Annotated in this window: 23 protein-coding genes; 15 read left to right on the forward strand and 8 right to left on the reverse strand. The window is 66.8% G+C overall.

Annotated elements, in window-relative coordinates; all coding sequences use genetic code 11:
- Positions 1-29: 29 nt before the first annotated feature.
- The 5 genes from ACYVLV_RS02920 to ACYVLV_RS02940 all read right to left on the reverse strand — a co-directional run bounded on the left by ACYVLV_RS02920 (position 30) and on the right by ACYVLV_RS02940 (position 5,222).
- Positions 30-2,012 carry a thiamine pyrophosphate-dependent enzyme gene (locus ACYVLV_RS02920; protein WP_460807559.1) on the reverse strand — a complete coding sequence of 661 codons (1,983 nt, stop codon included), beginning with the start codon at positions 2,010-2,012 and terminating at the stop codon, positions 30-32.
- A 69-nt stretch (positions 2,013-2,081) separates the two neighbouring features.
- Positions 2,082-2,939, reverse strand: coding sequence for a formate/nitrite transporter family protein (locus ACYVLV_RS02925; RefSeq protein ID WP_460807561.1), 858 nt, complete (start codon positions 2,937-2,939; stop codon positions 2,082-2,084).
- Positions 2,936-3,328 (reverse strand): glutaredoxin domain-containing protein, encoded by a 393-nt coding sequence (locus ACYVLV_RS02930; protein ID WP_460807563.1) that lies wholly within the window; start codon positions 3,326-3,328, stop codon positions 2,936-2,938. Before ACYVLV_RS02930 ends, ACYVLV_RS02925 begins: the two co-directional genes overlap by 4 nt.
- Before the next feature lie 178 nt (positions 3,329-3,506).
- Complete coding sequence (locus tag ACYVLV_RS02935; RefSeq protein WP_460807565.1) at positions 3,507-4,787, reverse strand: cation:proton antiporter; 1,281 nt, start codon at positions 4,785-4,787, stop codon at positions 3,507-3,509.
- Between the two features lie 165 nt (positions 4,788-4,952).
- Positions 4,953-5,222 carry a hypothetical protein gene (locus ACYVLV_RS02940; RefSeq protein ID WP_460807566.1) on the reverse strand — a complete coding sequence of 90 codons (270 nt, stop codon included), beginning with the start codon at positions 5,220-5,222 and terminating at the stop codon, positions 4,953-4,955.
- A 188-nt stretch (positions 5,223-5,410) separates the two neighbouring features.
- Here ACYVLV_RS02940 and ACYVLV_RS02945 point away from each other — a divergent pair, with 188 nt between their 5' ends.
- Positions 5,411-6,616: a hypothetical protein gene (locus ACYVLV_RS02945; protein WP_460807567.1), complete on the forward strand. Its 1,206-nt coding sequence runs from the start codon at positions 5,411-5,413 to the stop codon at positions 6,614-6,616.
- Between the two features lie 34 nt (positions 6,617-6,650).
- On the opposite strand, the gene ACYVLV_RS02950 is transcribed toward ACYVLV_RS02945, so the two are convergent.
- Positions 6,651-7,166 (reverse strand): LysM peptidoglycan-binding domain-containing protein, encoded by a 516-nt coding sequence (locus ACYVLV_RS02950; protein ID WP_460807568.1) that lies wholly within the window; start codon positions 7,164-7,166, stop codon positions 6,651-6,653.
- A gap of 125 nt (positions 7,167-7,291) precedes the next feature.
- Entirely contained in the window at positions 7,292-8,512 is a 1,221-nt protein-coding gene (locus ACYVLV_RS02955; RefSeq protein WP_460807570.1) for an MFS transporter, read from the reverse strand.
- Positions 8,513-8,849: 337 nt separating this feature from the next.
- Here ACYVLV_RS02955 and ACYVLV_RS02960 point away from each other — a divergent pair, with 337 nt between their 5' ends.
- The 5 genes from ACYVLV_RS02960 to ACYVLV_RS02980 all read left to right on the forward strand — a co-directional run bounded on the left by ACYVLV_RS02960 (position 8,850) and on the right by ACYVLV_RS02980 (position 16,590).
- Positions 8,850-10,313 carry a class I adenylate-forming enzyme family protein gene (locus ACYVLV_RS02960; RefSeq protein ID WP_460807571.1) on the forward strand — a complete coding sequence of 488 codons (1,464 nt, stop codon included), beginning with the start codon at positions 8,850-8,852 and terminating at the stop codon, positions 10,311-10,313.
- A gap of 68 nt (positions 10,314-10,381) precedes the next feature.
- Positions 10,382-12,163: a DUF3556 domain-containing protein gene (locus ACYVLV_RS02965; RefSeq protein WP_460807572.1), complete on the forward strand. Its 1,782-nt coding sequence runs from the start codon at positions 10,382-10,384 to the stop codon at positions 12,161-12,163.
- On the forward strand, positions 12,160-13,572 hold the full coding sequence (locus tag ACYVLV_RS02970) for a phytoene desaturase family protein (RefSeq protein WP_460807573.1): 1,413 nt from the start codon (positions 12,160-12,162) through the stop codon (positions 13,570-13,572). Before ACYVLV_RS02965 ends, ACYVLV_RS02970 begins: the two co-directional genes overlap by 4 nt.
- Positions 13,569-14,867 carry a PucR family transcriptional regulator gene (locus tag ACYVLV_RS02975; RefSeq protein ID WP_460807574.1) on the forward strand — a complete coding sequence of 433 codons (1,299 nt, stop codon included), beginning with the start codon at positions 13,569-13,571 and terminating at the stop codon, positions 14,865-14,867. The genes ACYVLV_RS02970 and ACYVLV_RS02975 overlap by 4 nt, the downstream gene beginning before the upstream one ends.
- Before the next feature lie 58 nt (positions 14,868-14,925).
- Positions 14,926-16,590 carry a WS/DGAT/MGAT family O-acyltransferase gene (locus tag ACYVLV_RS02980; RefSeq protein ID WP_460807575.1) on the forward strand — a complete coding sequence of 555 codons (1,665 nt, stop codon included), beginning with the start codon at positions 14,926-14,928 and terminating at the stop codon, positions 16,588-16,590.
- A gap of 9 nt (positions 16,591-16,599) precedes the next feature.
- Here ACYVLV_RS02980 and ACYVLV_RS02985 read toward each other — a convergent pair whose 3' ends face one another.
- The gene (locus tag ACYVLV_RS02985) at positions 16,600-17,493 is read right to left on the reverse strand and encodes an AfsR/SARP family transcriptional regulator (RefSeq protein ID WP_460807576.1); all 894 of its coding nucleotides are present in this window, start codon (positions 17,491-17,493) and stop codon (positions 16,600-16,602) included.
- A gap of 166 nt (positions 17,494-17,659) precedes the next feature.
- On the opposite strand from ACYVLV_RS02985, the gene ACYVLV_RS02990 reads away from it, so the two are divergent.
- The 9 genes from ACYVLV_RS02990 (at position 17,660) to ACYVLV_RS03030 (ending at position 24,175) form a co-directional block, all read left to right on the forward strand.
- Positions 17,660-19,231, forward strand: a complete 1,572-nt coding sequence (locus ACYVLV_RS02990) for a phage tail sheath family protein (RefSeq protein WP_460807578.1) — start codon at positions 17,660-17,662, stop codon at positions 19,229-19,231.
- A gap of 25 nt (positions 19,232-19,256) precedes the next feature.
- Positions 19,257-19,781 carry a phage tail protein gene (locus ACYVLV_RS02995; RefSeq protein ID WP_460807580.1) on the forward strand — a complete coding sequence of 175 codons (525 nt, stop codon included), beginning with the start codon at positions 19,257-19,259 and terminating at the stop codon, positions 19,779-19,781.
- A gap of 21 nt (positions 19,782-19,802) precedes the next feature.
- On the forward strand, positions 19,803-20,480 hold the full coding sequence (locus ACYVLV_RS03000; protein WP_460807581.1) for a hypothetical protein: 678 nt from the start codon (positions 19,803-19,805) through the stop codon (positions 20,478-20,480).
- A gap of 185 nt (positions 20,481-20,665) precedes the next feature.
- A complete protein-coding gene (locus ACYVLV_RS03005; protein ID WP_460807582.1) occupies positions 20,666-21,259 on the forward strand; it encodes a hypothetical protein in 594 nt (197 codons plus the stop codon).
- Positions 21,256-21,504, forward strand: a complete 249-nt coding sequence (locus ACYVLV_RS03010; RefSeq protein WP_460807583.1) for a hypothetical protein — start codon at positions 21,256-21,258, stop codon at positions 21,502-21,504. The genes ACYVLV_RS03005 and ACYVLV_RS03010 overlap by 4 nt, the downstream gene beginning before the upstream one ends.
- Complete coding sequence (locus tag ACYVLV_RS03015) at positions 21,504-22,136, forward strand: hypothetical protein (RefSeq protein WP_460807585.1); 633 nt, start codon at positions 21,504-21,506, stop codon at positions 22,134-22,136. Before ACYVLV_RS03010 ends, ACYVLV_RS03015 begins: the two co-directional genes overlap by 1 nt.
- Entirely contained in the window at positions 22,136-22,531 is a 396-nt protein-coding gene (locus tag ACYVLV_RS03020; protein WP_460807587.1) for a hypothetical protein, read from the forward strand. The genes ACYVLV_RS03015 and ACYVLV_RS03020 overlap by 1 nt, the downstream gene beginning before the upstream one ends.
- Positions 22,524-23,651, forward strand: a complete 1,128-nt coding sequence (locus ACYVLV_RS03025; RefSeq protein WP_460807588.1) for a hypothetical protein — start codon at positions 22,524-22,526, stop codon at positions 23,649-23,651. The genes ACYVLV_RS03020 and ACYVLV_RS03025 overlap by 8 nt, the downstream gene beginning before the upstream one ends.
- A complete protein-coding gene (locus ACYVLV_RS03030) occupies positions 23,648-24,175 on the forward strand; it encodes a phage baseplate assembly protein V (RefSeq protein ID WP_460807589.1) in 528 nt (175 codons plus the stop codon). The genes ACYVLV_RS03025 and ACYVLV_RS03030 overlap by 4 nt, the downstream gene beginning before the upstream one ends.
- Positions 24,176-24,183 lie beyond the last annotated feature (8 nt).

Raw genomic sequence — 24,183 nt, forward strand, 5'->3', positions numbered from 1 at the left:
GAGGTGTCAGTGCATTCGGCGCTCGGGGTTTACATCAACATGGGGTCGGTGATCACTTCGACGAGGGAGGGTCCGTCGTGGGCCAGTGCTTCGGCGATGGCGTCCTGGAGTTGTCCGAGATCCGTGACGCGTACGCCGTGCGCGCCGCAGAGTTGGGCGAAGGCCGCGAAGTCGGGGTTGTGCAGACTGGTCTGCCACACCTCGAACTCACCGGACCGCTGTTCCTTGCTGATCTTGCCCAGTTCGCTGTTGTTGAGCAGCACGTGAGTGATGTTCATGCCGTACTTCACCGCGGTCGTGAGCTCCATCGCGTACTGCCCGAAGCCTCCGTCACCCGAGACGGAAACGACCTTGCGGTCGTCACCGACAGCTGCCCACGCCCCCATCGCGGCGGGGAACGAGAAGCCGATCGAGCCGAGGTAGCCCGACATCAGAACGTCCTGGTTCGCGACCTCGAAGTAGCGGCCGAAGGAGTAGGTGTTGTTGCCGACGTCGACGCAGATCACCGCATCGCCAGGCACCTGATCGGACAACTCGGCGAAGACCGAGGCGGCGTTCATCCCCAAGTCATGATCGTCGGTGGCCCGACTGGCCTTCTCCTCACGCCAGATCTGCCAGCGCTCGGCGATGATGGCCCGCTGGTCGATGCACTTGCGTTCACCATCCAGACCCGCAGAGAGCAGGCGGGCCGTAGTCGCGACCGCGCCCTGCAGACCGATGTCGACCGGGTGGTGACGTCCGATCGATAGCGGGTCGTGATCGACCTGGATGATCGACTTGTAGGGCGCGATGCCGGTGTGGTTGGAGAAGGAAGCACCGAAGGCGATGACGAGATCGCATTCGTTCATCAGCCAACTCGCGACCGGGGTGCCGCTGCGGCCGAGCACGCCGCAACCCAGCGGATGGTGGTCGGAGATCGCCCCCTTGGCCTTGAACGTGGTGATCACCGGGGCGCCGATCAGTTCAGCGAGTTCGATGACACCCTCGATATCGGCGCGCGCGCCCTGGCCGACGACGATCACGGGTCGTTCGGAGCCCCGGATGCTCTCGATCGCCTGGGCTACCACCTCGGAAGGCGGAGAGATCTCACGGGAGCCGGTGCGGCCCTTGGGTCCCGACGACTCCTGGTTCGAACGCTCGACCTGGACCTCGTCGGGGAAGATCAGGTGGGCGACGTTCTTGTCCACGATCGCGGTCTTGCAGGCGACGGTCATCAGCTCGGCGTGGTCGGCGTCCGACAGCACGACCTCACCGAAGCGCGCGACGTCCTTGAAGGCGTTGGCGAGATCCATGTCCTGGAACGCACCGCGACCCTTGGTCTTGGACGGAACCTGCCCGGAGAGAGCAAGAACCGGTGCGCGGTCGACCTTCGCGTCGTACAAACCGGTCAGCAGGTTGGTCGAACCGGGGCCAGCGATCCCGAAACAGGCCGCCAGCCGGCCGGTGAGCTTGCCGTAGGCCGTGGCAGCGAACGACGCGGCTCCTTCGTGGCGGATGCCGAAGTAGCGCAGGTCTCCGCGCTGCTCGGCGCGGTGCATCGCGTCCGCGAAGCCCAGGTTGGAGTGACCGACCATCCCGAACACGGAATCCACCCCCCAGTTCACCATGGTCTCGACCATCACGTCAGAGACCGTGCGCTGGTGCTCGACCTCGACCGGGAGCGCCACGTAGACGCCGTCCTCACGGGTGTCGACGGCAAAGGCCTCGGGACCATCGTCGAATCCCGAGGGTGGCGTGCCGTTGCAGGGGCTGAAGTCATAGCCGTGCCACGGGCAGCGCAGCCAACCCTTCTCGATCGATCCCTCGCCGAGTGGTCCACCCTGGTGCGGGCACTTGTTGTCCATGGCGCCGAAGGTGCCCTCGACGTTGGTCACCGCCAGTGTGCGCCGTCCCACGGTGACGGTGGTGACGCGGCCATCCGGGAGGCCGTCGGCGTCGAGCACCTTGTGCCAGGTGTGCTCACCATCGGGGGTGGGCACGGACTGGGTGGATGGACGTTCGGTGTCGCTCATGAGGTTCGGTTCCCGTCGGTAGATGGAATTGACGTTCTTGCTCGTGATCTCTGGTCGGGCGAGTGCCCGTTACGCCGTCCCTTCCGTCTCGCGACGGTTCCGCAGCATGTGGAAGGGAAGCGCTACGAAGAGGAAAGCGCCGATGATGTTGCCGATAGCGGCGGGGAGCACCGCCCATAGGAGGCCAGTGCCCCAGCCCGGTCCCACGCCCAAGGGTTGGCTCAGGGACAGGTAGGCCATGTTGGCCGGGCTGTGCAGAAAGCCTCCGGCGACGAAGGCCATCACGGTGATGAGCACCGGGATGTACTTGCCGATGATCGTTCGGCCCATGGTGGCCAGGAACGCCGCCATTCCGACGAGCCAGTTGGCAACGACGCCGGAGAGCATGGCCTTCGCGAATCCCTCGGCGCCACCGATCTCACTGAACCGGACCTTCGTCGACACCACCTCGCCGAGCAGTTCCTCATAACCGGGGCCGTAGTCCGAGACGTAGAAGATGACGTGGCCGATGACGAAGGCTCCGATCATGTTTCCGACGGCGGCCAGCAGCCACAGCTTGAGGATCGCGGTGCGAAGCGCGGGAAGGCCGAGCCGGTCGCGCTGCTTGCGCAGCAGCGTCGCGGGAAGCTCGACGTTGACCTCGGTGAAAAGCAGCGCGCCGCTGAGCACGACCAGGAAGAACCCGACCGAGAAGCCGAAGCCCTCCAGCAGTCGCTGGACACCCTCGTTCTCCGTGCCGGTTGCGATCAGGGTGCTGAACAGGGCACCGATCGATATGAAACCACCGGCCATCACACTGAGCACCAGCACCTGGGGGACACTCAGCCGGCACGCCCGCTTGGCGCCTGCCTCGGCCATCTCCATCATCACGTCTTCAGGTGCGATGAACTGATTGCGCGGCAGGTCAACCTCCGACTTCTCACTCACGGTGGGGAGACCTCAGCGTCCGTCGACGTGGTGTCGGTCTCGGCGCCCATCCAGCGAGCCACGCGACTTCTGGCGCGGCGCATCCACGATGACGAGGGTCGATCGCCGGTCGCTGCCTTGGGCTCGTCCGGGCCAGCGAGACCAGCGGCTTTGATGGCGTCGGTCACCTGACGCACCGAGGGGTTCACCAGGGCACGGCCGCCCACGAAAACGGTGGGCACGGTCTCATCGCCGCCGGTGGCCTTCCGCACCCGAGCCGAGGCGTCCTTGGACGACCAGATGTTGTGCTCGGTCGTCTCGATCTTCGCGCGGCGAAGGCCACGACGCAGGGAGGAGCAATAGGGGCAGCCTGGCCGCCACATCACCTCGATGGTGGTGGTGTTGCTCATGATGTTCCTCCGGTGATGTCGTTGTCGGTGGTCCGACCTGATCACGGAACCCGCTGACCCCCCTGAGAGCATCCCGGCGGTCTGGACCGGGGCCCGGGAGAACCCGAACCGGGTAGGGCGGGGTCGAGGAGTTCTAGACACCAGGCATGGCCGGAGGCGAGCGCACCAGCGGACCGGTCTAGCCCCTACCGACCGGCCTGGGAGCGCCGCGGTCGCTGGCGCGCGCCAAGGCGTCATCCGGACTGGTTATCGAGCGGTGCGGTAGCCAGCGGGCGACGGCGGGGAACACGATCACGGTGACGACTCCGGCGGCGACCAGCACGGAGGCGATATCGGACGGCATCAGATCGTTCTCGACCGCCACTTCCGTCACGGCGACGATGATCGGCAGCCCGGCCGCGGCGTACAGGCCGAGCTGGATTCTCTCGGAGACCGTGGTGAGACTCGACCCGGTGGGTGTCCACTGCTCCCGCGCCCACACGACGCAGCCGCGCACGAGCAGGATCATCACCACGAAGGTTGCGAGAAGGCCTGGGGCCGAGGCGACGGCTGCGAGGTCGACCTCCATGCCCGTGACCAGGAAGAAGATCGGCACCGGCAGGCTCCAGGCCACGATCGTGAGCTTCTCATCGAGGAAATGAGTGTCGGAGGGTGCGATGGCGCGCAGGACGAACCCGGCGGCGAACGCGCCGATGACGATGTCGAGATCAAGGACCGACGCCGTGGCCATCATCACGAAGAGCAGCCAGAAGATGAACCGCATACCGGTCTGCCCGGTTCCGTGCATGCCAGCCACGACTGCCCTGCTGACCCCGGGGATGCGCAACAGGACCGCACGCGGAAGAACGGCGACGACCACGGCGAGGGCGCCGAAGCCGAGCAGAACAGCCATCGTGGTCAGGCTGGCCCGCGAGCCCAGCAGCACGGTGATGATCACGATCGGCCCGAGCTCGCCGACGGCACCATGGGTGAGCACCGCCTGACCCAGTCGTGATGAGGCAACGCCTCGTTCCTGCAAGATGGGCATCAGCGCTCCCAGCGCGGTGGAACTGATGGCCAGCGCCAGCACGAGTGCGACGGAGAAGTCGGCGACGGGGATGAAGACCATCGCCACGCCGAACCCGAGGAGCAGACAAAGCACCCAGGTGGCCGTTGCGTGTCGCCCCTGGGTCGAGCGGAGCGTCGATGACTTGATCTCGGTGCCGGCGATCAGGAAGAGGAGCCCCAGTCCGAGCTCGCTGAGCAACTCGATGCCGGACTCGACCTCGGCGAGACCAAGTGCGGCGGGTCCGATCACGCAGCCGAGGACCAGCAGCGCGACCACATCGGGCACCACCCCTCGAGTGGCGCGGGCGATCAGCGGTGACAGCGCCACCACGGTCGCGATCCAGCAGAGGGACAACAGGGTCTGCGTCGTTTCACCGGAGGTGGTCGTCGAGGCCGCTACAGAGGGCAGCACATCTAGCAGGTTATTCACGGTCAAGGCCTCTCAAGCGGGTGCCTGGGAGCCGGCGGAGGTCGTCGGTCATGGCCGAAGCATGCATCGCGCGGTTGTGACCTCGCTGTGAAGCAGCAATGAGCCGACACCCCTGTTGGGGTGCCGGCCATTGGCCCGTCGGCGGGCCTACGCGGCCTTGCAGCCGCGCATCGGGCCGCTCTGGTCGCCGCCGCCTGCGGGTGCCTGCCCCGGCGGTGCGGTGTGCGGGTGGGTGCTGTCGCCGTTGCCGCGGCCGGGCCGCAGATTCAACGGGTCTTGACCGGGCGCTGCCTGGTGGCTGTGGTTGGTGTCGCCGTACCCGCAACCGGGTCGCGGCGGCTCGGCGTTGGCCGGTGCTGCTCCCAGTAGTGGCAGGCAGACAACGGCAGCACCTAGTGCGATCTTGCGTACGAACATCGATATCTCCTCGTGACTCGTTCACGGTGGCAACGCTTCAACTGGTTGCACAGTTTCGGCGCGTTTTCCGCGAACGTAGCCGGGCGGGCAAACCTCCCGGCCGCCTCATCAAGCCTGGACCTCGTCGGTAGTCGCCTCGACCTCGAGGCGGCTCCGCGCTGCGTGCAGCACTTGAATAATCAATTCTGGTGGGCGATCCGGACCAGCCAAATCCTTCGCCGGAGACTACCCATTCGAAAGCGATAACGCGGGTTTCGTTAAAGTCCTATAAGAAATGCTCAGCCGTGCAAAGATGTCCGAAAATCCACCGGCCGCCTTTGGTGTGGCCAATTTCCGGGGGGAAATTGAATATGAATCAAGAGTCAACGCACCCGTCTTCTGTCGGGCAACTGCAGACGCCGCGGAGATGGCGTCGAGTCACCGCGGTCGCCACGTCTCTCGCGCTCGTTTCGCTTGCGACCGCGGCCTTCGCTGGCACCACAGACTTCGAGGGGTTCACCGCCGGGAGTGTGAACGGTCAGGGCGGCTGGACGGTGGAGGATGAGTTCGGTAAGGGTCGAGCTGCTGCCCTGCCGCCGTTCGACGAAGAAGTCGTCATCGACGGCGACAACACCGTGTGGCGCGTCTCCAACGCGGTGACCGCCTCCAGTTTTTCTCTTCAACCGTTCTCGCCCGTTGCGCCACAAGTTGCCGGTGAGTCCGGCGCGAACCTCTACAACGATCGTGGGGACGACTACACCAAGCCGACGGTGCCGCCCACCGGACAGGACGCAACGTCCAACCTCTTCCGGTCCGGCTTCACGTTCCGCTCGGCAACCGGAGGACCACAGCCGGGCCTGACGATGGACCTCGCTCCTAGCGCGAAGCAGTCATCAAACCGGATGAGTCTGCTCGAACTCACCGACAGTGGTAGCGGCTTCGATCTCGTGTTCTACGAAAGGGGGCCAGCCAAGGAATACGTCCCCACGCTTGTGGCGACCAACCTGTCCTACACGGATGTGCACTCGGTCGATCTTTACATGGAGTTCAACGACGGGCGCAACGGCGACGAGACCGGCAACGACGTCGTCCACGTGCTTGTGAACGGCGACCTCGAATACACCGGGACGACGTGGGAGTCGTACTGGGCCAACACGGCTGTCCAGGGGGTTCCCGCTCCACGGATCCAGGCCGTGGACTCGTTGTTGATCCGCCTTGCAGGAGTTCCGCAAACAGCGTTCGAGGGCGGTGGCGTGTACTTCGACGACGTCGTCATCGACAACACGGCTCTCGTCACTGCGTCGCCGAGCCCTGCGACGAAGGATGACTGCAAGAAGGGTGGCTGGGAGAGCTATGGCTTCAGCAACCAGGGCCAATGCATCCGGTTCGTGAACACGGGCCAAGACAGCCGCTAGTCACGAGTCGTGAGCAGGGTCGCGTTGACCTTGTTCACGACTCGTTGAGCGGGACCCGCAGACGCCAGCCGGTCTTGATCAGGTCGGGATCCTCGATGCGCGGGTTGGCCTTGACGATCTGACCGACGGTGGTCTTGGTATAGACCTTGAGTGTGCGCACGATGCCCGTGAGCGTGTCGCCCGCTTCCACCCGGTAGATCAGGAACCCCTGGGACTTCGGGAAGCAGATCACCTCCACCTCCCGGGTGTCGAAACCGGGGCTGGGCCCCTCATCGGGGAGTCCGGGGTTGTCGCCGAAGACCTGGATGGTCAGTCGGGTCCCGGCCCGCGGTGGGTCGGGGATGCGGACGCGAGCCACGAAGTCACCCACGCCGATGCCGCCGCCGCTGGACTGTGCGGAGTCGGTGGCCAGGACCTTGCCGCCGGGGCCGAGCACCCGGATGCCGATGGTCCCCTCGAACCCGGCCCCGATCCCGGCGACCACGAAGCGGTCACCGACCAGGTCGTTCTGGCGCGGCTGCCGCACACGCACATCGGTCACCAACGGCATAACGCACCTCTTCAGACGCGATCGGGGTTCGACTGGTGTCTACCTGTCCATAGTGCGCTCAGTCAGGACGCCGCGGCAAGCGTTGGTCGATGACGGATACCTCGACTTCCACGTACGCCGCAGGGCTACTCAGCTACCGGACGGTGGCGAGCAGGCGTGTCGGCGAGGGACTGGGTTCCTCGAGTCAGCACGAGCAGCATGCTGATGGCAGCGGCGCCGGCGGCGATGGTGAGTGCCCAGGGATAGCCGACCTGCGGGGCGAGGAACGTGAGCAGGTACGGCACCAGCAGTCCGGTGTAGGCGAGGCTGTAGTAGACCGAGACAACGGCGCCGAGCTCGTCGGGTGCTGCGGTCTCCTCGACTTCACGCAGGCCGGTGCTGAGACAGAGCCCGTAGCCAGCGCCGAGCAGCGCGGCGGCGAGAGCAGCAGCGGCCAGGCCGGGTCGGGCTGTGGCGTACGCCGAGGTCAGGCACCCGAGCACGACCACGGCCAGGCTGGCTACCGCGGCGGCCCGCCCGTCGCCGTACCGGGCCGTGGCCTCGGCATGGAGTCGGCGACCGGTCGACTGGACGAAGTACCCCGCGGCCAGAGCGAGAGCGGCGAGCAGACCTGGGACAGCCACCTGCAGTCCGGCGACCTCGCCGATGCCGTGCGCCGGGAGTGTGGTGAACACGATGGTCACGCTGCCGAAGATCCACGGCGCCAGCACCATCGTGATGCCGCGGAACCGGCTGGTGCGGGCGGATCGCGGCCACAGCGGGGCCCTCGGAAGAGGCGCGCCGCTGCGGACCCGGATACGGGTTTCCGGGGCGCGGGGGAGGGCGGCGAGCGCCAGCACGGTCAGAACGAGGTGGACGAGGTAGGGCAGGAGAAGCGGTCCGGGTGCCCACTGCGCCAACACGCCCGCCACCAGTGGGCCGACGCCGAAGCCCGCCGTCAGCGCAAGCCCTGCTCGACGGGCCCCCAACCCCGGGCCCGAGAGCTCCTTGATCCAGGCGGTGCCGATGGTGAACGCGGCGCCCGAAACTACACCGGTCAGCATGCGGCCGGCGTAGAGCCACTCGACGCCCCACTGGCCACCGGCCAGGACGGCGGTTGCCAACAGCGAAAGTGCAGCGAAGGCGATCATCAGACGGCGGCGCCCGAACCGGTCACTTGCCCGTCCACCCACCAACAACCCGGGGATGAGCCCCAGTGCGTAGACACCGAAGATCGCGGTGGCTTGGGTGTCCGACAGGCTCAGGGTCCCGCGGTAGACCGCGAGCAACGGGACGAACTGGTTGGCCCCGTAGCCGACGGTGAACATGGCCAACGCAGGCCAGCGCCAATGCCCAGCAGCCGACATCAGATGCCGCCTATCAGGATCGAGACGGTCGTCGGGTGCAAGAGGTTTCCTTCGGAAAGCGCGACCAAGAACGCCTGCAGCACGCAGGTGTCGGAAGGGAGGCATCAGGAGGTGGGCGATATTCCCCCCCAGTAGAACAAGAAACCCAGCAAGGCGGAAAGCGAGCGCCTCGACCTGCCGGGAGTTGAATCCGCCCAGCACTCCGGTGTGGCCACCGAGAGTTTTGTGCACGTTGCACTAACGGGTGATCGAGATTCGTTCGGTGCGGACGTGGGCACGGGGACTGTGGATCCCTAGTGTCGTGAGTCATATCCATCCCCCACAAAAAGGTGACCCTGTGTCCTTCGCCTATCTCCCTTGGCTTCAGCCCGTCGAACGGCTCGATCGGCCGTGCGTGGCTGACGACGACGCTTCGTTGACGTACGCCGAGGTCGACGCGCGCGTCGCCGCGATCGCCGGCCAACTGGCGGACCGCGGATTCGGCCACGGGGATGTGCTCGCGGTCATGTTGCCCAACCGGGTCGAACTGATCCTGGCCATCTTCGCTGCTTGGCGGCTGGGTGGAGCCGCAACGCCGATCAATCCGGTCTTCACTGCAACCGAAGCGGACCATCAGATTCTCGACTCCGGAGCGGTGCTGGTCCTCACAGCCGGGACGCACGTCTCAAGCGCCGGGTTGCCGAGGATCGTCGTGGACGAGTTGGCGACGACGGCCACGAGAGTGCTCGAGCCGTATCCCTTGGCGGCGGACGATTTGGCGCTGTTGATCTACACCAGCGGGTCGACCGGTAGCCCCAAGGGTGTCATGCTCGACCACGCCAACCTCGAGGCGATGACGACGTCGATGGGCGGCCACATCGACGTCGGTGAGGATGACCACTGCCTACTCGTGCTGCCGTTGTTCCACGTCAATGCCATCGTGGTCAGCACGCTCACTCCGCTGGCACGGGGCGGGCGGATGACGATCGTCGGTCAGTTCTCGCCCAGCACGTTCTTCGGCCACGTGGAGCGGCTTCGCCCGACGTACTTCTCCGCCGTCCCCACGATCTACGCGTTGTTGGCTGCGCTTCCGAAGGACGTCCGGCCGGACACCACCTCGCTACGTTTCGTCGTATGCGGTGCGGCTCCGGTCTCCGCTGAACTGCTCGAGCGGTGTCAGGAGCGCTTCGGCTTCGTCATGGTCGAGGGCTACGGCCTGACCGAGGGCACGTGCGCGTCGGCCTGCAACCCGGTGATCGGCGTCCGCAAACTCGGCACCGTCGGCCCGGCCATGCCGGGACAGGAGATTCGTGTCGTCGACGAGGACGGCAACGACGTACCGACCGGCCAGACCGGTGAGGTGCTGATTTCAGGGCCGACCGTCATGCGCGGCTACCTCGGCAAACCCGAGGCGACCGCCGAGACCGTCGTCGACGGCTGGCTGCACACCGGTGACGTGGGCCGACTCGACCAAGACGGCTACCTCGCGATCGTCGACCGCGTCAAGGACATGATCATCCGCGGCGGCGAGAACATTTACCCCAAGGAACTCGAGAGTGTCCTCACCCGACTCGACGGCGTCCTTGAGGCAGCGGTGGTCGGTCGCCCGCACGAGATCCTGGGGGAGGTCCCGGTCGCCTACGTGACGCTCTACCCGTCGTCCACGATCACCGAGGACGAACTGATCGCCCACTGCCGGGTGCACCTCACAAGGGTGAAGGTGCCGCAGGGCATCACGATCGTCGAGGCCCTGCCCAAGAATCCCGTCGGAAAGATCGACAAACCCGAGCTACGCAGGTCGCTCCAGAGCCAGCCGGCCTGAGCCACCCCAGTACGACGACCGCGAGGACCCTCGCGGCATACGACCCTGCACGAAAGAAGGAGCACGCGATGGGCCTCAAGACAGCCGACATGCCACCGGTCGACCCGGCCGAGTTCGGATCGCTGCCGTTCATGGAGCGGATGAAGCTGCTGGCAATCCACTGGGGCGAGTACGGCTTCGGTGGTCCCAAACAGATTCACCTGCTCTACGTCTTCAAGCTCATCTTCTACGTGTTGGTCGGCTACACGATCGTGTGGGCGACGTCGCCCGGGCTCGGAGGATGGGCCGAGGTAGACAACTTCTGGGGGGAACCGATCCTGTACCAGAAGCTCATGGTGTGGACGATCTTCTTCGAAGTTCTCGGGTTGGGCGCTTCCTCGGGCCCCCTCGCGTTCAAGTTCAGCCCCATGATCGGCGGCTCGCTGTATTGGGGTCGGCGCAACACGCTCCGGGTGCCGCCGTGGCCCGGGAAGGTGCCGTTCACCGACGGTGACCACCGCACGACCTGGGACGTCGTGCTCTACGGCGCGATCGTCGTCAACCTCGTCTACGCCCTTGTCGCACCGGGTGTAACCACCGACCGACTCCCCGGCAGCGAGGCAGGCATGATCGCGGCGTGGCCGCTGTTGACCTTCTTGGTCCTCATCGTTCTGATGGGTCTACGCGACAAGGTCGTATTCCTGGCCTCGCGTCCTGAGCAGTACCTGCCCATCATTTTCTTCTTCGCGGTCTTCGACCTCGTTGACATGATCGTCGCGGCCAAGATCGCCATGGTCATCATTTGGATGGGCGCGGGTGTCTCCAAGTTCGGCCACAACTTCACCAGCGTCGTGGCTCCGATGGTCAGCAACACCCCCTGGATCACCTCGACCCGATTCAAGCGCTCCCTCTACCGTGACTGGCCCCGCGACATCAGGCCGTCCAAGGTCAGCAGCTCGCTGGCCCACGTCGGCGGCACCACCGTCGAGCTGGTCCTTCCGCTGGTGTTGCTGTTCTCGACCGACCGGACGCTCACGCTGCTGGCCATCATCGGCATGATCACCTTCCACGCATTCATCACCTCCACGTTCCCGCTGGCGGTCCCGCTGGAGTGGAATGTCTTCTTCATCTTCGCGCTGTCGTTCCTGTTCTGGCAGTACCCCGCCCAGAGCGGCTTCGGCGTCGGCGACATGACGCCCGGGATCCTGGCCGGCGTACTCGTTGCCCTGCTGTTCTTCCCGGTGCTTGGCAACCTGCGGCCCGACCTGGTGTCGTTCCTGCCCTCGATGCGTCAGTACGCCGGCAACTGGGCCTCGGCCTCCTGGGCGTTCCGCGGTGACGCTGAGGAGAAACTCAACACCCACATCACCAAGTACAGCTCCAACCAGGTCGACCAGCTGACCGACGCGTTCGGTCCGGAGGTGGCCGAGATCTTCATGCAGAAGGCGGTTGCCTGGCGCACGATGCACGTTCAGGGCCGGATGCTGATCTCGATGATGATGAAGCACCTCGACTCGCTCGAGAACTACACGATCCGTGAGGCGGAGTTCACCTGCTCGACCCTGGTCGGCTGGCAGTTCGGCGACGGCCACCTCCATGACGAGCGCCTCATCACCGCAGTCCAGAAACGGTGCAACTTCGCCCCCGGCGAGCTCGTCGTTACCTTCACCGAGTCGCAGGCGATCCACCGCAACTACGTCGAGTACCGGGTCATCGACGCCGCGCTGGGTGTCGTCGAGCGTGGGACATACGTCGTAAAGGTCGCCGCGGAGGAACACCCGTGGTTGCCCAACGGCCCGATCCCGCACACCGTCACCTGGACCCGGGAGGGATACGTCCCACAGGGCGTCGTGTCTACAGTGATCGCATGAGTCGAGCGGTCGTGGTCGGCAGCGGACCCAACGGGCTCGCTGCCGCCGTGACCCTCGCGGCCGAGGGTGTCGAGGTCACGGTGCTCGAGGCCGCGCCGACCATTGGCGGGGGTACCCGCAGCGGGGAGTACACCCTGCCGGGCGTACTGCACGACGAGTGTTCCGGGTTTCACCCGTTGGCGGTGGACTCGGCGTTCTCGCGGCGCATCGACCTCTCGCGCTATGGCCTGACCTGGCGGTGGCCGGAGGTGCAGTACTCCCACCCTCTGGATGACGGTGGTGGCGCCGCGGCCCGGCAGTCCGTCCCGGACACCGCAGCGACGCTGGGTGCGGACGGAGGCACCTGGCAGCGCGTCTTCGGGCCCCTCTCCCAGGGGTTCGGCGATGTCACGAAGGACTTCACCAGACCCCTGCTGCATGTGCCCGAACACCCGATCAAGCTGGGGCGTTTCGGTGCCTACGCCGCGCTGCCGGCGGCGGTCATGGCCCGCCGCTTCTCGACCGAGGAGGGGAGGGCGTTGTTCGGGGGAGTCGCGGCACACGCCTTCAGGCCCTTCGGTGGGCCTATGTCGTCGGCCGTCGGGATGGCCCTCGGTACCTCAGCGCACACCTACGGCTGGCCTGTCGCGGAAGGGGGATCTGCGTCGATCTCGGCCGCGATGGCCCACCTGCTCGACGACCTCGGCGGCAAGATCGAGACCGGGGTCCGAGTGGCGTCAGTTGCCGAACTGGGGAATCCGGACATCGTGATGCTGGACACCGCCCCCGCGGCCGCCGCGCGCATCCTGGGTGACGCGATGCCGCGCCGGATCGCGCGGGCCTACCACCGGTTCGAGCACGGACCGGGCGTCTTCCAGGTGGCCTTCGCCGTCGAGGGTGGCATCCCGTGGACGCACCAGGACTCGCGGTCGGCCGGCACGGTGCACGTCGCCGGGTCGTACGACGAGGTCGCACAGGCTGAACGCGACGTACATGCCGGTCGGATGCCGGAGCGTCCCTTCGTGCTGTTGGGACAGCAGTACCTCGCCGACCCCTCGCGCTCGAAGGGTGACGTCCACCCGATCGACGCCTACGCGCACGTGCCGACGGGCTGGACGGGCGACGCGACGGAGGCGATCGAACAACAGATCGAGCGGTTCGCTCCGGGCTTTCGTGCTCGTATCGTGGGCCGCCACACGCGCTCGGTGGCACAGATCGAGTCGGCCAACGCCAACTACGTGGGCGGGGACATCATCACCGGAGCCAACTCGCCTCTGCGACTGGTTTTCCGTCCACGCATCGCCCTCGACCCGTACCTCACCGGAGTCGACGGGGTGTACCTGTGCTCGGCGGCGACGCCCCCGGGCGCCGGAGCGCACGGACTGTGCGGGTTCAACGCGGCGCAATCGGCCCTCAAGCGGCTGGGATGAGTGCGTCGCCCCCACTAGGCGACCAGGCGGATCAGGCCGAGGTCCTCGCGCTCGTCGCAGTCATCGGAGACCGGTTGCGGGCGCGCAGCGACGAGATCGTCACGCGAATGAGCGACATCATCGCCGGGGAGGTCAACTACCTGGACGACCCCGAGCTGATGGCGATGCTGCGAGCCAGCGTCGAGGGAAACATTTCCACGATTCTGCACATCATCCGCAATGACATCCCACTCGAACACGTCCAACCGATCACGGCAGCCACGGAGTACGCCCTGCGGCTGGCCCAGCGCGGAGTGCCGGGGGCGTCGTTGCGACGGGCCTATCACTTCGGGTCCGACGACCTACGTTCCTGGATCTTCGAGGAAATAGAAGGGCTGGACTGCGCGCCTTCGATCAAGCTCCATCTGCTGCACCACCTCGGTAGCTTCATGCACAAGTACATCGACTGGATCACCCAGTTCGTGTTGGAAGCGCACGAGGACGAACGGCAACGATGGATCGCCCGGAACGCCAACGAGACCTCGATCCTGATCTCGCGAATTCTTGCGGGGGACAGCGTCGAGGCCGCGCACTTTGCGACCCGCACGAGGTATCGACTCGACCAGATGCACGTGGGTGCGGTGGTCTGGGCCGACGGTGCCAACGCGGGAACAGATCAAACTGACGCTCTCGGCGACGTGGCCCGCGACCTCGCAGCGAAGTTCGGCAGCGGCGCGAGCACCCTCTTGACCGCGGCCGACCGTGGCACCGTGTGGGTGTGGTTCGGGCGCGGGCTGGATGCATCCGCGGTGGACGTCGAGCGGATCCGGGACGCCATCCAGGGTGCCCCTGGCGTCCGAGTCGCCCTCGGCGTGCCGATCAGCGGTGCTCAAGGATTCCGCCGCTCGCACGCTCAGGCTGAGGCGGCGAAGAGCGTCGCCACCGCTTCGTCGAGCCCGGTGACCCACGCCATCGGATACGGCGAGCGGGGCGTCGCCGTGATGACGATGCTGGTCAAGGACGTTGCAGCTGCCCAGCAGTGGGTCTCAGAGGTGTTGGGCCCACTGGCCTACCAGGGCGAGGCGGAGGAACGGACCCGAGAGACGCTTCGGGCGTTTCTCGGGTCCGGGGGCAGCTACACCCGGACGTCGCACGACCTGATGCTGCATCGCAACTCCGTCAAATACCGCATCAGCAAAGTGGAGCAGGACCGCGGGCGACCGATCGACGACGACAGACTGGACCTGGAACTAGCCCTGCAGGTCTGCCATTTCCTGGGCAGCGCCGTCCTGAAGCCCTCAGCGCAAGGTGAATGACCGGGTCCGGTAGTCGGGTCTGCTCCCACAATGAGGCCGGGTGCGGCAAGATCACGACATGAGCACCAAGAAGCGGGTCCCGCCGCAAGACGCCATGTTCCTGTGGACCGAGACGCCCGAGACGATGATGCACGTGGCCTCGCTGATGCCGTTCACGCCCCCTGCGGGCGCGGGATCGACGTACTTGCGCGACCTGCTCGATGAGGCGCGCGAGGACAAGGTCACCTCGCCGTGGAACATGAAACTGACGCACCCGTTCCTGCTGCGACACCCGCGGCAGGCGTGGGTCGAGGACGAGAACTTCGACTTCGACTTCCACGTACGCCGCTCCGCGCTGGCCAGCCCGGGCGACGAACGCGAACTCGGCATCCTGGTCTCGCGACTGCACAGCCACCAACTCGACTTCACCCGACCCCCGTGGGAGTTGCACGTCATCGAGGGTCTCGAGGGCGGTCGGTTTGCCATGTACACCAAGGTGCACCACGCCCTGGTGGACGGCTTCACCGCCGTCAAGATGCTGGGTCGCTCGCTCTCGGAGGACCCGGACAGCAGAGACGGGAAGTTCTTCTTCAGCCTCGACCCGGTCAAGCGCTCCAAGCCGCCGAAGCAGTCAGCCTCCCTCATCAAGGCGGTCAGTGGCACCGCGACCGGAGCCGCCAAGGGCGCGGTCGGCGCGGTCGGGTCCGCCGCAGGCGTGGCGAAGGCGGTCGTGAAGCTCGAGCTCAGCCGAGGTGAGGAGCATCAGAACCTCAAGGGTGGCTGGAGTGCGCCCGACACGATCCTCAACCAGCGCACCAGCCGCACCCGCCGTTTCGCCACCCAGCAGTTCGAGACCGCCCGGTTCAAGGCCATCTCCAAGGCCACGGGCGGCACCATGAACGACGTCGTGATGGCAGTCTGCGGCGGCGGACTACGGACCTACCTCGACGAGCTCGGCGAGCTCCCCGAAAAGCCGCTGGTGGCGTTCGTTCCGGTGAACATCCGCGAGGGCGGGGATGAGGGCGGCGGCAACAAGGTCGCCGTACTGATGGCTTCCATGGGCACCCACGTGGGGGACCCGGTGCGCCGCCTGGAAACGGTGATGGACTCGACCACCCAGGCCAAGAAGCAGATGGTCGGACTGGGGCAGCTGCCCGCGCTGGCCTACTCCGGCTACCTGCTCGCACCCAGCGTCGCGCAGACCCTAGCCGCGATCGCCGGGGTCAAGAACCCGTTCCCGACGACCTTCAACCTGGTGCTGTCCAACGTCCCCGGGCCGAGGAAGACGTTGTACCTGCGCGGGTCACGCCTCGAAGCGGTCTATCCGGTCTCGATCCCGGCGCACGGGATGACGCTGAACATCACCCTCGAGACGTACGCCGACACGATGAACTTCGGCTTCATCGGCGACCGGGAGGCGGTGCCGCACCTGCAACGGCTGGCCGTCTACACCGGCGAGGCGCTGGCTGCGCTCGAGCAGGGCCTCGGCCTCCCGTCCGAACCGGCCAACGCCGGGGTCACCGTGCCACCGGAGCGGGCGCACAAGCGGGAGGACAAGCCCGGTTCGGGCCCCTCGTCCGCGACCCGCGCCGCGCTGGGCAAGCCGAAGAAGGCACTCGCCGAGAAGGCACCGGCGAAGAAGGCCACCGCGAAGAAGGCCACCGCGAAGAAGGCCACCGCCGAGAAGGCACCCGCGAAGAAGGCACCGGCGAAGAAGGCCACCGCCAAGAAGGCGTCGGACTGATCCTCGGGGTCAGTCCGGCACCAACTGATCTCGAAGGGCGTTGATCGAGTTCTCGACATGGCTGGTGATCTCTCGTAGTTCTTGGCGGGTGTGCTCGAGTTCCATGAGGACCTCTCGCACCGCACGAGTGGTGGTCTGGTCGGGGGCCGGGGGCGGATCGCTCCAGGGTCCCAGCCCGGCCGACATGGTCTCGGGCGATGGCTCTACGCCGAGCTCGTCCGCCAGGAGTGTGCGGAAGGTCGAGTAGTGGTGGGCGGCCATCTCCGGAAGGCCCGCTCGCCGATACTCCCGCATCAGCAGACGCTGAAGATCCTCGTGGAGTGGTTCGGTGGCGGCGGCCCGCTGGACGTAGCCCAGGGCAAGTTCGAAGAAACCGTGGTTCTCATGCCACCGCGTCATCCTCAGTAGCGCCGACACATGGACTTCGCGCAGCCTGGCCCGCTCGATCAACACCCAGTCGTCGTAGAACCCCTCGAGGAAGTCCCCGGTGTAGTTCTCGAGGGCTTCGGCGACCTGTTGGGCGTCAGCCTGGTTCCACTGAGCCACCGGCCGTGCGACGCGGCAGGCGCGGTCGAAGTCCTCCACGTCGACCCATGTGTGGCACCCCGGCGCGATGGCCAGCCCCTGGTCGCAGGAGATCACGCGCTCCTCGTTCGGTTCGCCCGTCGACTGCAACGCACACCGCAGTCGCCATACCGCCGTGTTCAGTCGCCGCCGCGCTGTGGCCGCGGAATCCTGATCACCGAGTGCATCCATGAGTTGTTGGCGGGTTGCGTGCCGTCCCGGGCGGGTGAGCAGGTAGGCGTAGAGCCGCAGCGACATGGGAGATACGGAGAGCGGCCGCCCGTCCCGGACCAGTCGCGCCGCCCCGAGAAGGTGTGCGTCGATCGACGTGTGAGTCATGCGCGCCCTCCCAGTCGGCTGACATCCGAGATCCACCTTCCTGTAGACCCCCGGCTTTGGCAATACCCACAGCCCGGAGAGCGTGACCGTTCGGTGACCGGTCTCGCCCACGAGAGAGTGGTCGGTGATCGACACCGCGTAGAACTACTTCTCGTAGACCTCGCTGATGTCCTCGCCCCACCTTGGAGTCCTGATGGCCCTTACTCCCGTCCAGACGAGCTACCCGGGCGTCTACGTCGTCGAAGTGCCGTCCGGCGTACGGACGCTCACCGGTGTGGCGACCTCGATCACCGCCTTCGTGGGCCGAGCGCTGCGGGGTCCGGTCGACGACCCGGTCACCATCGGCTCCTACGGCGACTTCGAACGGGTCTTCGGTGGGCTGTGGACCGACTCCCACCTGGGCTACTCGGTCAGCGACTTCTTCCGGCTCGGTGGGGGTGCGGCCATCATCGTGCGCGTTCACCGTCCCGCAGCCGACGACACCGCCACGCTGGGGATCGGCGCCGCCGCTGCTCGACTCGGACTGAGAGCAGCCAACCCGGGGGCGTGGGGATCCAGGCTGGTGGCAACGGTCGACAAACTCACCGCAGACCCGGCCGACACCACCCAGTTCAACCTCACCGTGACCGACAACGGCACCTTCTTCAGCGAGACCTTCCGGAACGTCTCCTTCGCCACGGACAGTTCGCGACGCGTCGATCTGGTGCTCGAGAGCTCGACCCTGGTGCGGATCGACGGAGCCCTCCCGACCGACCCGCAGGCCAGCGATTCCGTGGATTCGTCCGCGACGACCGGCGGCAACAACGGCGCCGCGATCACCGCCGCCGAGATCAGCACCACAGCGGGGATGCAGACCGCCAAGTTGGGCATGTACGCACTGGAGAAGGCCGATCTGTTCAACCTGTTGGTGATCCCGCCCTACTCGGGCACAGGCGATATCGGCGACCGCGACGTCGACGCCACCGTGGTCACCAATGCTCTGGCCTACGTGAAGTCCCGGCGCGCGGTGGCGATCCTGGACGCACCCACCGACTGGACCACCAGCGCGCTGGCCGTGACCGGTGCCGCGGTCGCGCCCTACGACCGCGGCGAACACGCCGCGTTGTACTTCCCACGCATCAAGCAACCCGACCCCCTACGCGACGGACAGGTCACCCAGTTCGCCCCGTCGGGGGCCATCGCGGGACTGATCGCGGACACCGACGCCAAGCGAGGGGTCTGGAAGTCCCCGGCCGGGCTCGACACCAATCTCGCGGGGGTCGCGGCGTTGGCGGTCCCGCTGACCGACTTCGAGATCGGACTCCTCAACCCGCTCGGCATCAACTGCCTCCGCCTCGCCCCGGGTGCGGGCCACGTCGTGTGGGGGGCGCGGACCCGTGACGGGTCCGACCGCTTGGCCTCCGACTGGAAGTACCTCGCGGTACGCCGCACGGCACTGTTCCTGGAGGAGAGCCTCTACCGCGGTTTGCAGTGGGCGGTATTCGAGCCCAACGACGAACCGCTGTGGGCCCAGGTCCGTCTCGGCGTCGGCGCCTTCATGAACAACCTGTTCCGCCAGGGCGCCTTCCAGGGCTCGGCGCCCAAGGACGCCTACTTCGTCAAGTGCGACCGGGACACCACCACACAGAACGACATCAACTCGGGCGTGGTCAACATCCAGGTCGGCTTCGCCCCGCTCAAGCCAGCCGAGTTCGTCGTCCTACGCCTGCAACAAATGGCCGGCCAGATCAACGTCTGAAGCGGATCAGCAAAGGAAGCCACCCATGGCCACGTTCACTGTCAACGCCAACCGGTTCGACCCCTACAAGAACTTCAAGTTCCGCGTGAAGTGGGACGGCCGCTACGTCGCCGGGGTCAGCAAGGTCAGTGCGCTCAAGCGCACCACCGAGGTGGTCGAGCATCGCGACGGCGCCGACCCCTCGACCTCACGCAAGTCGCCGGGACGGTCCAAGTACGAAGCGGTGACCCTGACCCGGGGCGTCACCCACGACGTGGAGTTCGAGCAGTGGGCCAACAAGGTCTGGAACCTCGGCAGCGGCCTGGGCTCGGAGGTGTCCTTGAAGGACTTCCGCAAGGACCTCATCCTCGAGCTGTACAACGAGGCGGGGCAGTTGGTGATCGCCTACAAGATCTTCCGCGCGTGGGTCTCGGAGTTCCAATCTCTTCCCGAGCTGGACGCCAACGCCAACGCGGTGGCCATCCAGACCCTGAAGCTCGAGCACGAGGGCTGGGAACGCGACTACGACGTGGCCGAGCCGAGCGAGCCGAGTTTCCTCGAGCCGGTCTGATCGTGAGAGGTCGCTGACCTGATGAGATTCGATCCACTCACGATGCTGGACCGCGGGGAGGCCCTGTCTGATCCCGAGCGGGCCCTGCTGATGGCGCAGTCGGCGCCCGGGGATTCGCGTCCCGAGTTCGAACCGGTGGGCCGGACCATTGCACGCCTCCTGGCGCTCTACCGACAGGTGGCGGCCGACGCGCTCGAGGGCACCGTCACGTGCACCAACTGCGACGAGGTCGTCGAGTTCACCATCGGCGTCGACGACCTCCTCAGCCAAGAGGACCTGATCGATTCCGAACCCCACCCCTTCGTAGAGGGTGATGTGACCTTGCGCTGGCGTCCGGTGTCGTTCGAGGACCTCGCGGTGGCCATCAACACTCCCGACGGGCCCGAGACCCTGCTCCGACGCTGCGTCCAGGAGCAGGTGCCGGCAGCTTCGCGGGCGGCCCTGGCGGAGCGGATGGCCGAAGCTGATCCTCTCGCCGAGATCGCGATCGACTTCGTGTGTGCCGAGTGCGGGGAGCAGCGCCTCGCGGTGTTGGACGTGGTGACCTTCGCGTGGTCACAGATCGTCGCTCAGGCCCGGGGCCTGTTGGTGGACATCGACGTCCTGGCCAGGGCCTACTCCTGGAGCGAGGCCGACATCCTCGCGCTACCGACCGCGCGTCGTCGACGCTTCGTCGCGTTGGTCGCAGGGGATCAGTGATGGGTGACTTCCTGGACCGCCTGGTCGCCCGCTCCCAGACCCGGAGGAGGTCGTCGCCCGCCCTGGTGGGGGGACTCACGATCGAGGAGGTGGTGCACCCCGCGCCGATGGGACCCACTCACGCTGCCCCGACGACCCAGACGCCAACGCATGCTGCCGTCGTACCCAGCCCGCCAACTCGACCCATGAGCCCCCCAGTTCCCCAGAACGATCCGACCCCGACTCCGACCCCGACTCCGCAACCGGCCCCGGCGTACGTCGAGGCCTCCCTGCCTCCGCTCATGGCTTCGCCGCGGGCCGAACAGGCGGCGGCGCTGTCACGGCCACCGGCCGCGGCGGACGTAACACCAGCCACGACACCCTCCGTCTCGCCGACCGTCCGGCCGATCGACGCGTCAGCACCGGAGCGGCTGGTCGTCGAGGGGGACCGATCGATCGAGCGGGTGATCGAAACCCGGGTCGAGAGGCCATCGCCAGTGGAGTGGAACTCGCAGGGAACGGACCCAGTCATCCGAGCCTCGGAGGCGGAACGAGGTCACGTGGAGACGGTTGTGTTCGCTCAACCCGTGCGGCCTGCGCCGACCCCGACCGCGGAGGTGGCTGCACCCACCGAGCTCCGGCCGCCGGCCGTGCACATCCACATCGGACGGGTCGAGGTCCGCGCGGACAACGAGCAACCCGCTGCCGGGACCGCCCCCACGGCGGCACCCGCGGTCCCGAACGCCTCGGTGTTGTCACTCAGCGAGTTCCTCCAGGGACGCACGAGGGAGACCTCATGAGCGATCAGTCAGCCACGAGCGGTGATGTCCACATCGCGATCGACCACCTGGTGCTCACGGGCCTCTCCGCCGCCGAAGCCCGGGAAGTCGTCGGCGAGATGCGTACGGCGCTGGCCGCTGCGCTAGCTCCGGCCGGCGCCGCCACAGGCCCGACGCCGTGGTCGGTGGCTCCGGCTCGGACGCGCGCGGGTCGCCTGGGTCAGAACGCAGCCAGGCACATCGCCATCGCCGCAGGACAGTCCTGATGTTCGCCCGGGTGGTCAAGGCGGGGCTGGTCACGATGGACCCGGCCACCGGAGCGGTCCAACGCGTCATCGCCCTGCAGTACAACCCCGAGACCCTCACCCGCACGCTCGCGCCGCAAGCCGCCGGGACGGACCCGGCCCAGGCCCTGCGACTCAAGGGGGTCGCGGTCGAGACGCTGCGGCTCGAAGCGGCCATCGATGCCACCGACCAACTCGCCGAGCCCGACTCACACCCGGCACACGTCGAACTCGGCATCCACCCCGACATCGCCGCCCTGCAGGCGTTGATCAATCCGACGGTCCAGGTCCTGAACGAGAACCAGCAACTCGCCGCCACCGGGGTCTTCGAGGTGTTACCCGCCGAGGCGCCGTTGTGCTTGTTCGTGTGGTCCAAGGAGCGGGTGGTCCCGGTCCGGGTCACCGAGATGACCATCGCCGAGGAGGCCTTCGATATCCAGTTGAATCCGATCCGGGCCAAGGTGACCCTGGCCATGAGGGTGCTGTCGGTCGACGACCTGGGGATGGCCCACCGTGGTGGGACGATCCACCTGGCTCATCTGGCGAACCAAGAGTTGATGGCGAAGCGGGCCACCTCCGCTGCGATAGGCGCCCTCGGTCTGGCGGCCCTGTGATGGTCGACCCGATCCAAGCCATGCTGGCCCTGGGCGTCGTACCAGGGGACTCGCTGCCGGGCACCAGTCGCTACCGGGATGTCGGTGTAGCGACCTACGACCCGCCCACCCAAGACCTGCCGACCGACGAGGTGGCCTACTTTCGTCGTCGTCTGGTGCCGCCTCCCGAGCAACACCGGCTGCTGCACTACGTGCAGGTGCGGGAGGGGGACCGGCGCGACCTCCTGGCCCAGGCCCAACTCGGTGATCCCGCGTGGTGGTGGCGGCTCGCCGACGCTCAGGGCGTCCTGGACGCGAACGAACTCGAGGAGCCACCCGGCCGCTGGATCAAGGTGACCCTTCCGGCGGACTCACGCCCCCAGGCGACCGGTGATGCGGTGGGCGACGATGCGTGACCTTCCCCCGGGACCTGTGCGCGTCCAACTGTTCCTCGGTGTGGGCGTGCCCGTCCCGGTGCCCGCCGACCTGCTGGCCACACTCACCGACCTCAAGGTCGAGACCGCCTCCGGGGACACCCAGAGTGGGTTCGAGCTGACCTTCGCCATCCCCAGGGAATCGCCCCTCCAACTGCTGTTCCCCATCGACGTACCGGTGCTCCGGTGCGTGATCGCGGTGACTCTGCGCGGCACCACCACGGTGCTCATGGACGGACTGGTGACCCACCACGACCTGACCACCAACGGGCCGACCGCCACGTTGCACGTCAAGGGCAAGGACCTGAGCGCGGCGATGGACATCATCCCCCTGGACGGGATTCCCTACCCCGCCATGCCGCCGGCGGCGCGAGCACTGCTGTGCATCGCGCCGTACGCCGCGCTGGGGTGCATTCCGGCAGTGATCCCCAGCCTGATGGAGGACGTCCCGATCCCCACCGACCGGATCCCCACTCACCAGGGCACGCACTACTCCTACCTCAAGGCGCTGGCTGCCGCGGTCGGCTACGTGTTCTACATCGACCCCGGTCCCGTGGTCGGGGTGAGCAAGGCCTACTGGGGTCCCGAGATCCGGCTGGGTACGCCGCAGCCCGCCCTGACCACCGGGTTCGGCAACCACCTGGACAACGTCACCGCGCTGTCCTTCACCTTCGACAAGGAGAAGAAGGAGTTGCCGTTGGTCTCCATTCAGGAACGCAACTCCCACGCGCCCATCGTCCTGCCCATCCCGGACGTCACTCCGATGAACCCGCCTCTGGGAGCCGTCCCACCGTTGCCCCCCAAGCTGCACCGGATGACCGAGACCGCGCAGATGAGTCCGGTGACCGCCATCCTCAAGGGCATCGGGTACGCAGCCGCGCACCAGGACAGTGTCTTCGGCACCGGCACCCTCGATGTCACCAAGTACGGCCATGTCCTGCGCTCTCGACAGCTCGTGGGGGTGCGGGGCACGGGCTACGCCTACGACGGGCTCTACTACGTCACGAAGGTGACCCATCAGATCACCCGAGGGGCCTTCACCCAGCAGTTCAGTCTGGCGCGGAACGCAGCGGTCTCGACGGTCCCGGTGGTGCCGGTATGACCGACCTCCAGGACGCCACCCGCACCCGGTTCCTCGGCAAGCACAGGGGTGTCGTGGTCAACAACATCGACCCGATGATGCTCGGCCGAGTTCAGGTGATGGTGCCGGACGTCTCACCAGGACTCTCGTCCTGGGCGTTGCCGTGCGCGCCGACCGGCGGGGTGGGACACGGGCTGTTCAGCGTTCCCTCCATCGGGGCCGCGGTGTGGGTGGAGTTCGAGCACGGCGACCCCGACTATCCGATCTGGGTCGGTTGCTTCTGGGGGAGTGCGGCAGAGGTTCCCGTGCTGGCGAAGGCGGTACCGCCCGGGGTCAACGGCCTGACCATCCAGACCCAGCTCGGCAACGCCCTTCAGGTCTCCGACACCCCCGGCCCGACCGGCGGGATCCTGATCACGACAGCCACCGGCGCGATGATCTCGGTCAGCGATATCGGGATCACCATCAGCAACGGCAAGGGAGCGGTCATCACCATGACCGGGCCGAGCACCGACATCAACGCCGGCGGGCTCACGGTGATCTGAGATGGGGG

Source organism: Nocardioides salsibiostraticola, assembly GCF_054783655.1.

Coding starts and splice junctions, on each gene's coding strand:
- ACYVLV_RS02920 (WP_460807559.1), bottom strand. CDS start 2,012: ATGAGCGACACCGAACGTCCATCCACCCAGTCCGTGCCCACCCCCGAT.
- ACYVLV_RS02930 (WP_460807563.1), bottom strand. CDS start 3,328: ATGAGCAACACCACCACCATCGAGGTGATGTGGCGGCCAGGCTGCCCC.
- ACYVLV_RS02940 (WP_460807566.1), bottom strand. CDS start 5,222: ATGTTCGTACGCAAGATCGCACTAGGTGCTGCCGTTGTCTGCCTGCCA.
- ACYVLV_RS02950 (WP_460807568.1), bottom strand. CDS start 7,166: ATGCCGTTGGTGACCGATGTGCGTGTGCGGCAGCCGCGCCAGAACGAC.
- ACYVLV_RS02955 (WP_460807570.1), bottom strand. CDS start 8,512: ATGTCGGCTGCTGGGCATTGGCGCTGGCCTGCGTTGGCCATGTTCACC.
- ACYVLV_RS02965 (WP_460807572.1), top strand. CDS start 10,382: ATGGGCCTCAAGACAGCCGACATGCCACCGGTCGACCCGGCCGAGTTC.
- ACYVLV_RS02970 (WP_460807573.1), top strand. CDS start 12,160: ATGAGTCGAGCGGTCGTGGTCGGCAGCGGACCCAACGGGCTCGCTGCC.
- ACYVLV_RS02975 (WP_460807574.1), top strand. CDS start 13,569: ATGAGTGCGTCGCCCCCACTAGGCGACCAGGCGGATCAGGCCGAGGTC.
- ACYVLV_RS02980 (WP_460807575.1), top strand. CDS start 14,926: ATGAGCACCAAGAAGCGGGTCCCGCCGCAAGACGCCATGTTCCTGTGG.
- ACYVLV_RS02985 (WP_460807576.1), bottom strand. CDS start 17,493: ATGACTCACACGTCGATCGACGCACACCTTCTCGGGGCGGCGCGACTG.
- ACYVLV_RS02990 (WP_460807578.1), top strand. CDS start 17,660: ATGTCCTCGCCCCACCTTGGAGTCCTGATGGCCCTTACTCCCGTCCAG.
- ACYVLV_RS02995 (WP_460807580.1), top strand. CDS start 19,257: ATGGCCACGTTCACTGTCAACGCCAACCGGTTCGACCCCTACAAGAAC.
- ACYVLV_RS03000 (WP_460807581.1), top strand. CDS start 19,803: ATGAGATTCGATCCACTCACGATGCTGGACCGCGGGGAGGCCCTGTCT.
- ACYVLV_RS03005 (WP_460807582.1), top strand. CDS start 20,666: ATGAGCCCCCCAGTTCCCCAGAACGATCCGACCCCGACTCCGACCCCG.
- ACYVLV_RS03010 (WP_460807583.1), top strand. CDS start 21,256: ATGAGCGATCAGTCAGCCACGAGCGGTGATGTCCACATCGCGATCGAC.
- ACYVLV_RS03015 (WP_460807585.1), top strand. CDS start 21,504: ATGTTCGCCCGGGTGGTCAAGGCGGGGCTGGTCACGATGGACCCGGCC.
- ACYVLV_RS03020 (WP_460807587.1), top strand. CDS start 22,136: ATGGTCGACCCGATCCAAGCCATGCTGGCCCTGGGCGTCGTACCAGGG.
- ACYVLV_RS03025 (WP_460807588.1), top strand. CDS start 22,524: ATGCGTGACCTTCCCCCGGGACCTGTGCGCGTCCAACTGTTCCTCGGT.
- ACYVLV_RS03030 (WP_460807589.1), top strand. CDS start 23,648: ATGACCGACCTCCAGGACGCCACCCGCACCCGGTTCCTCGGCAAGCAC.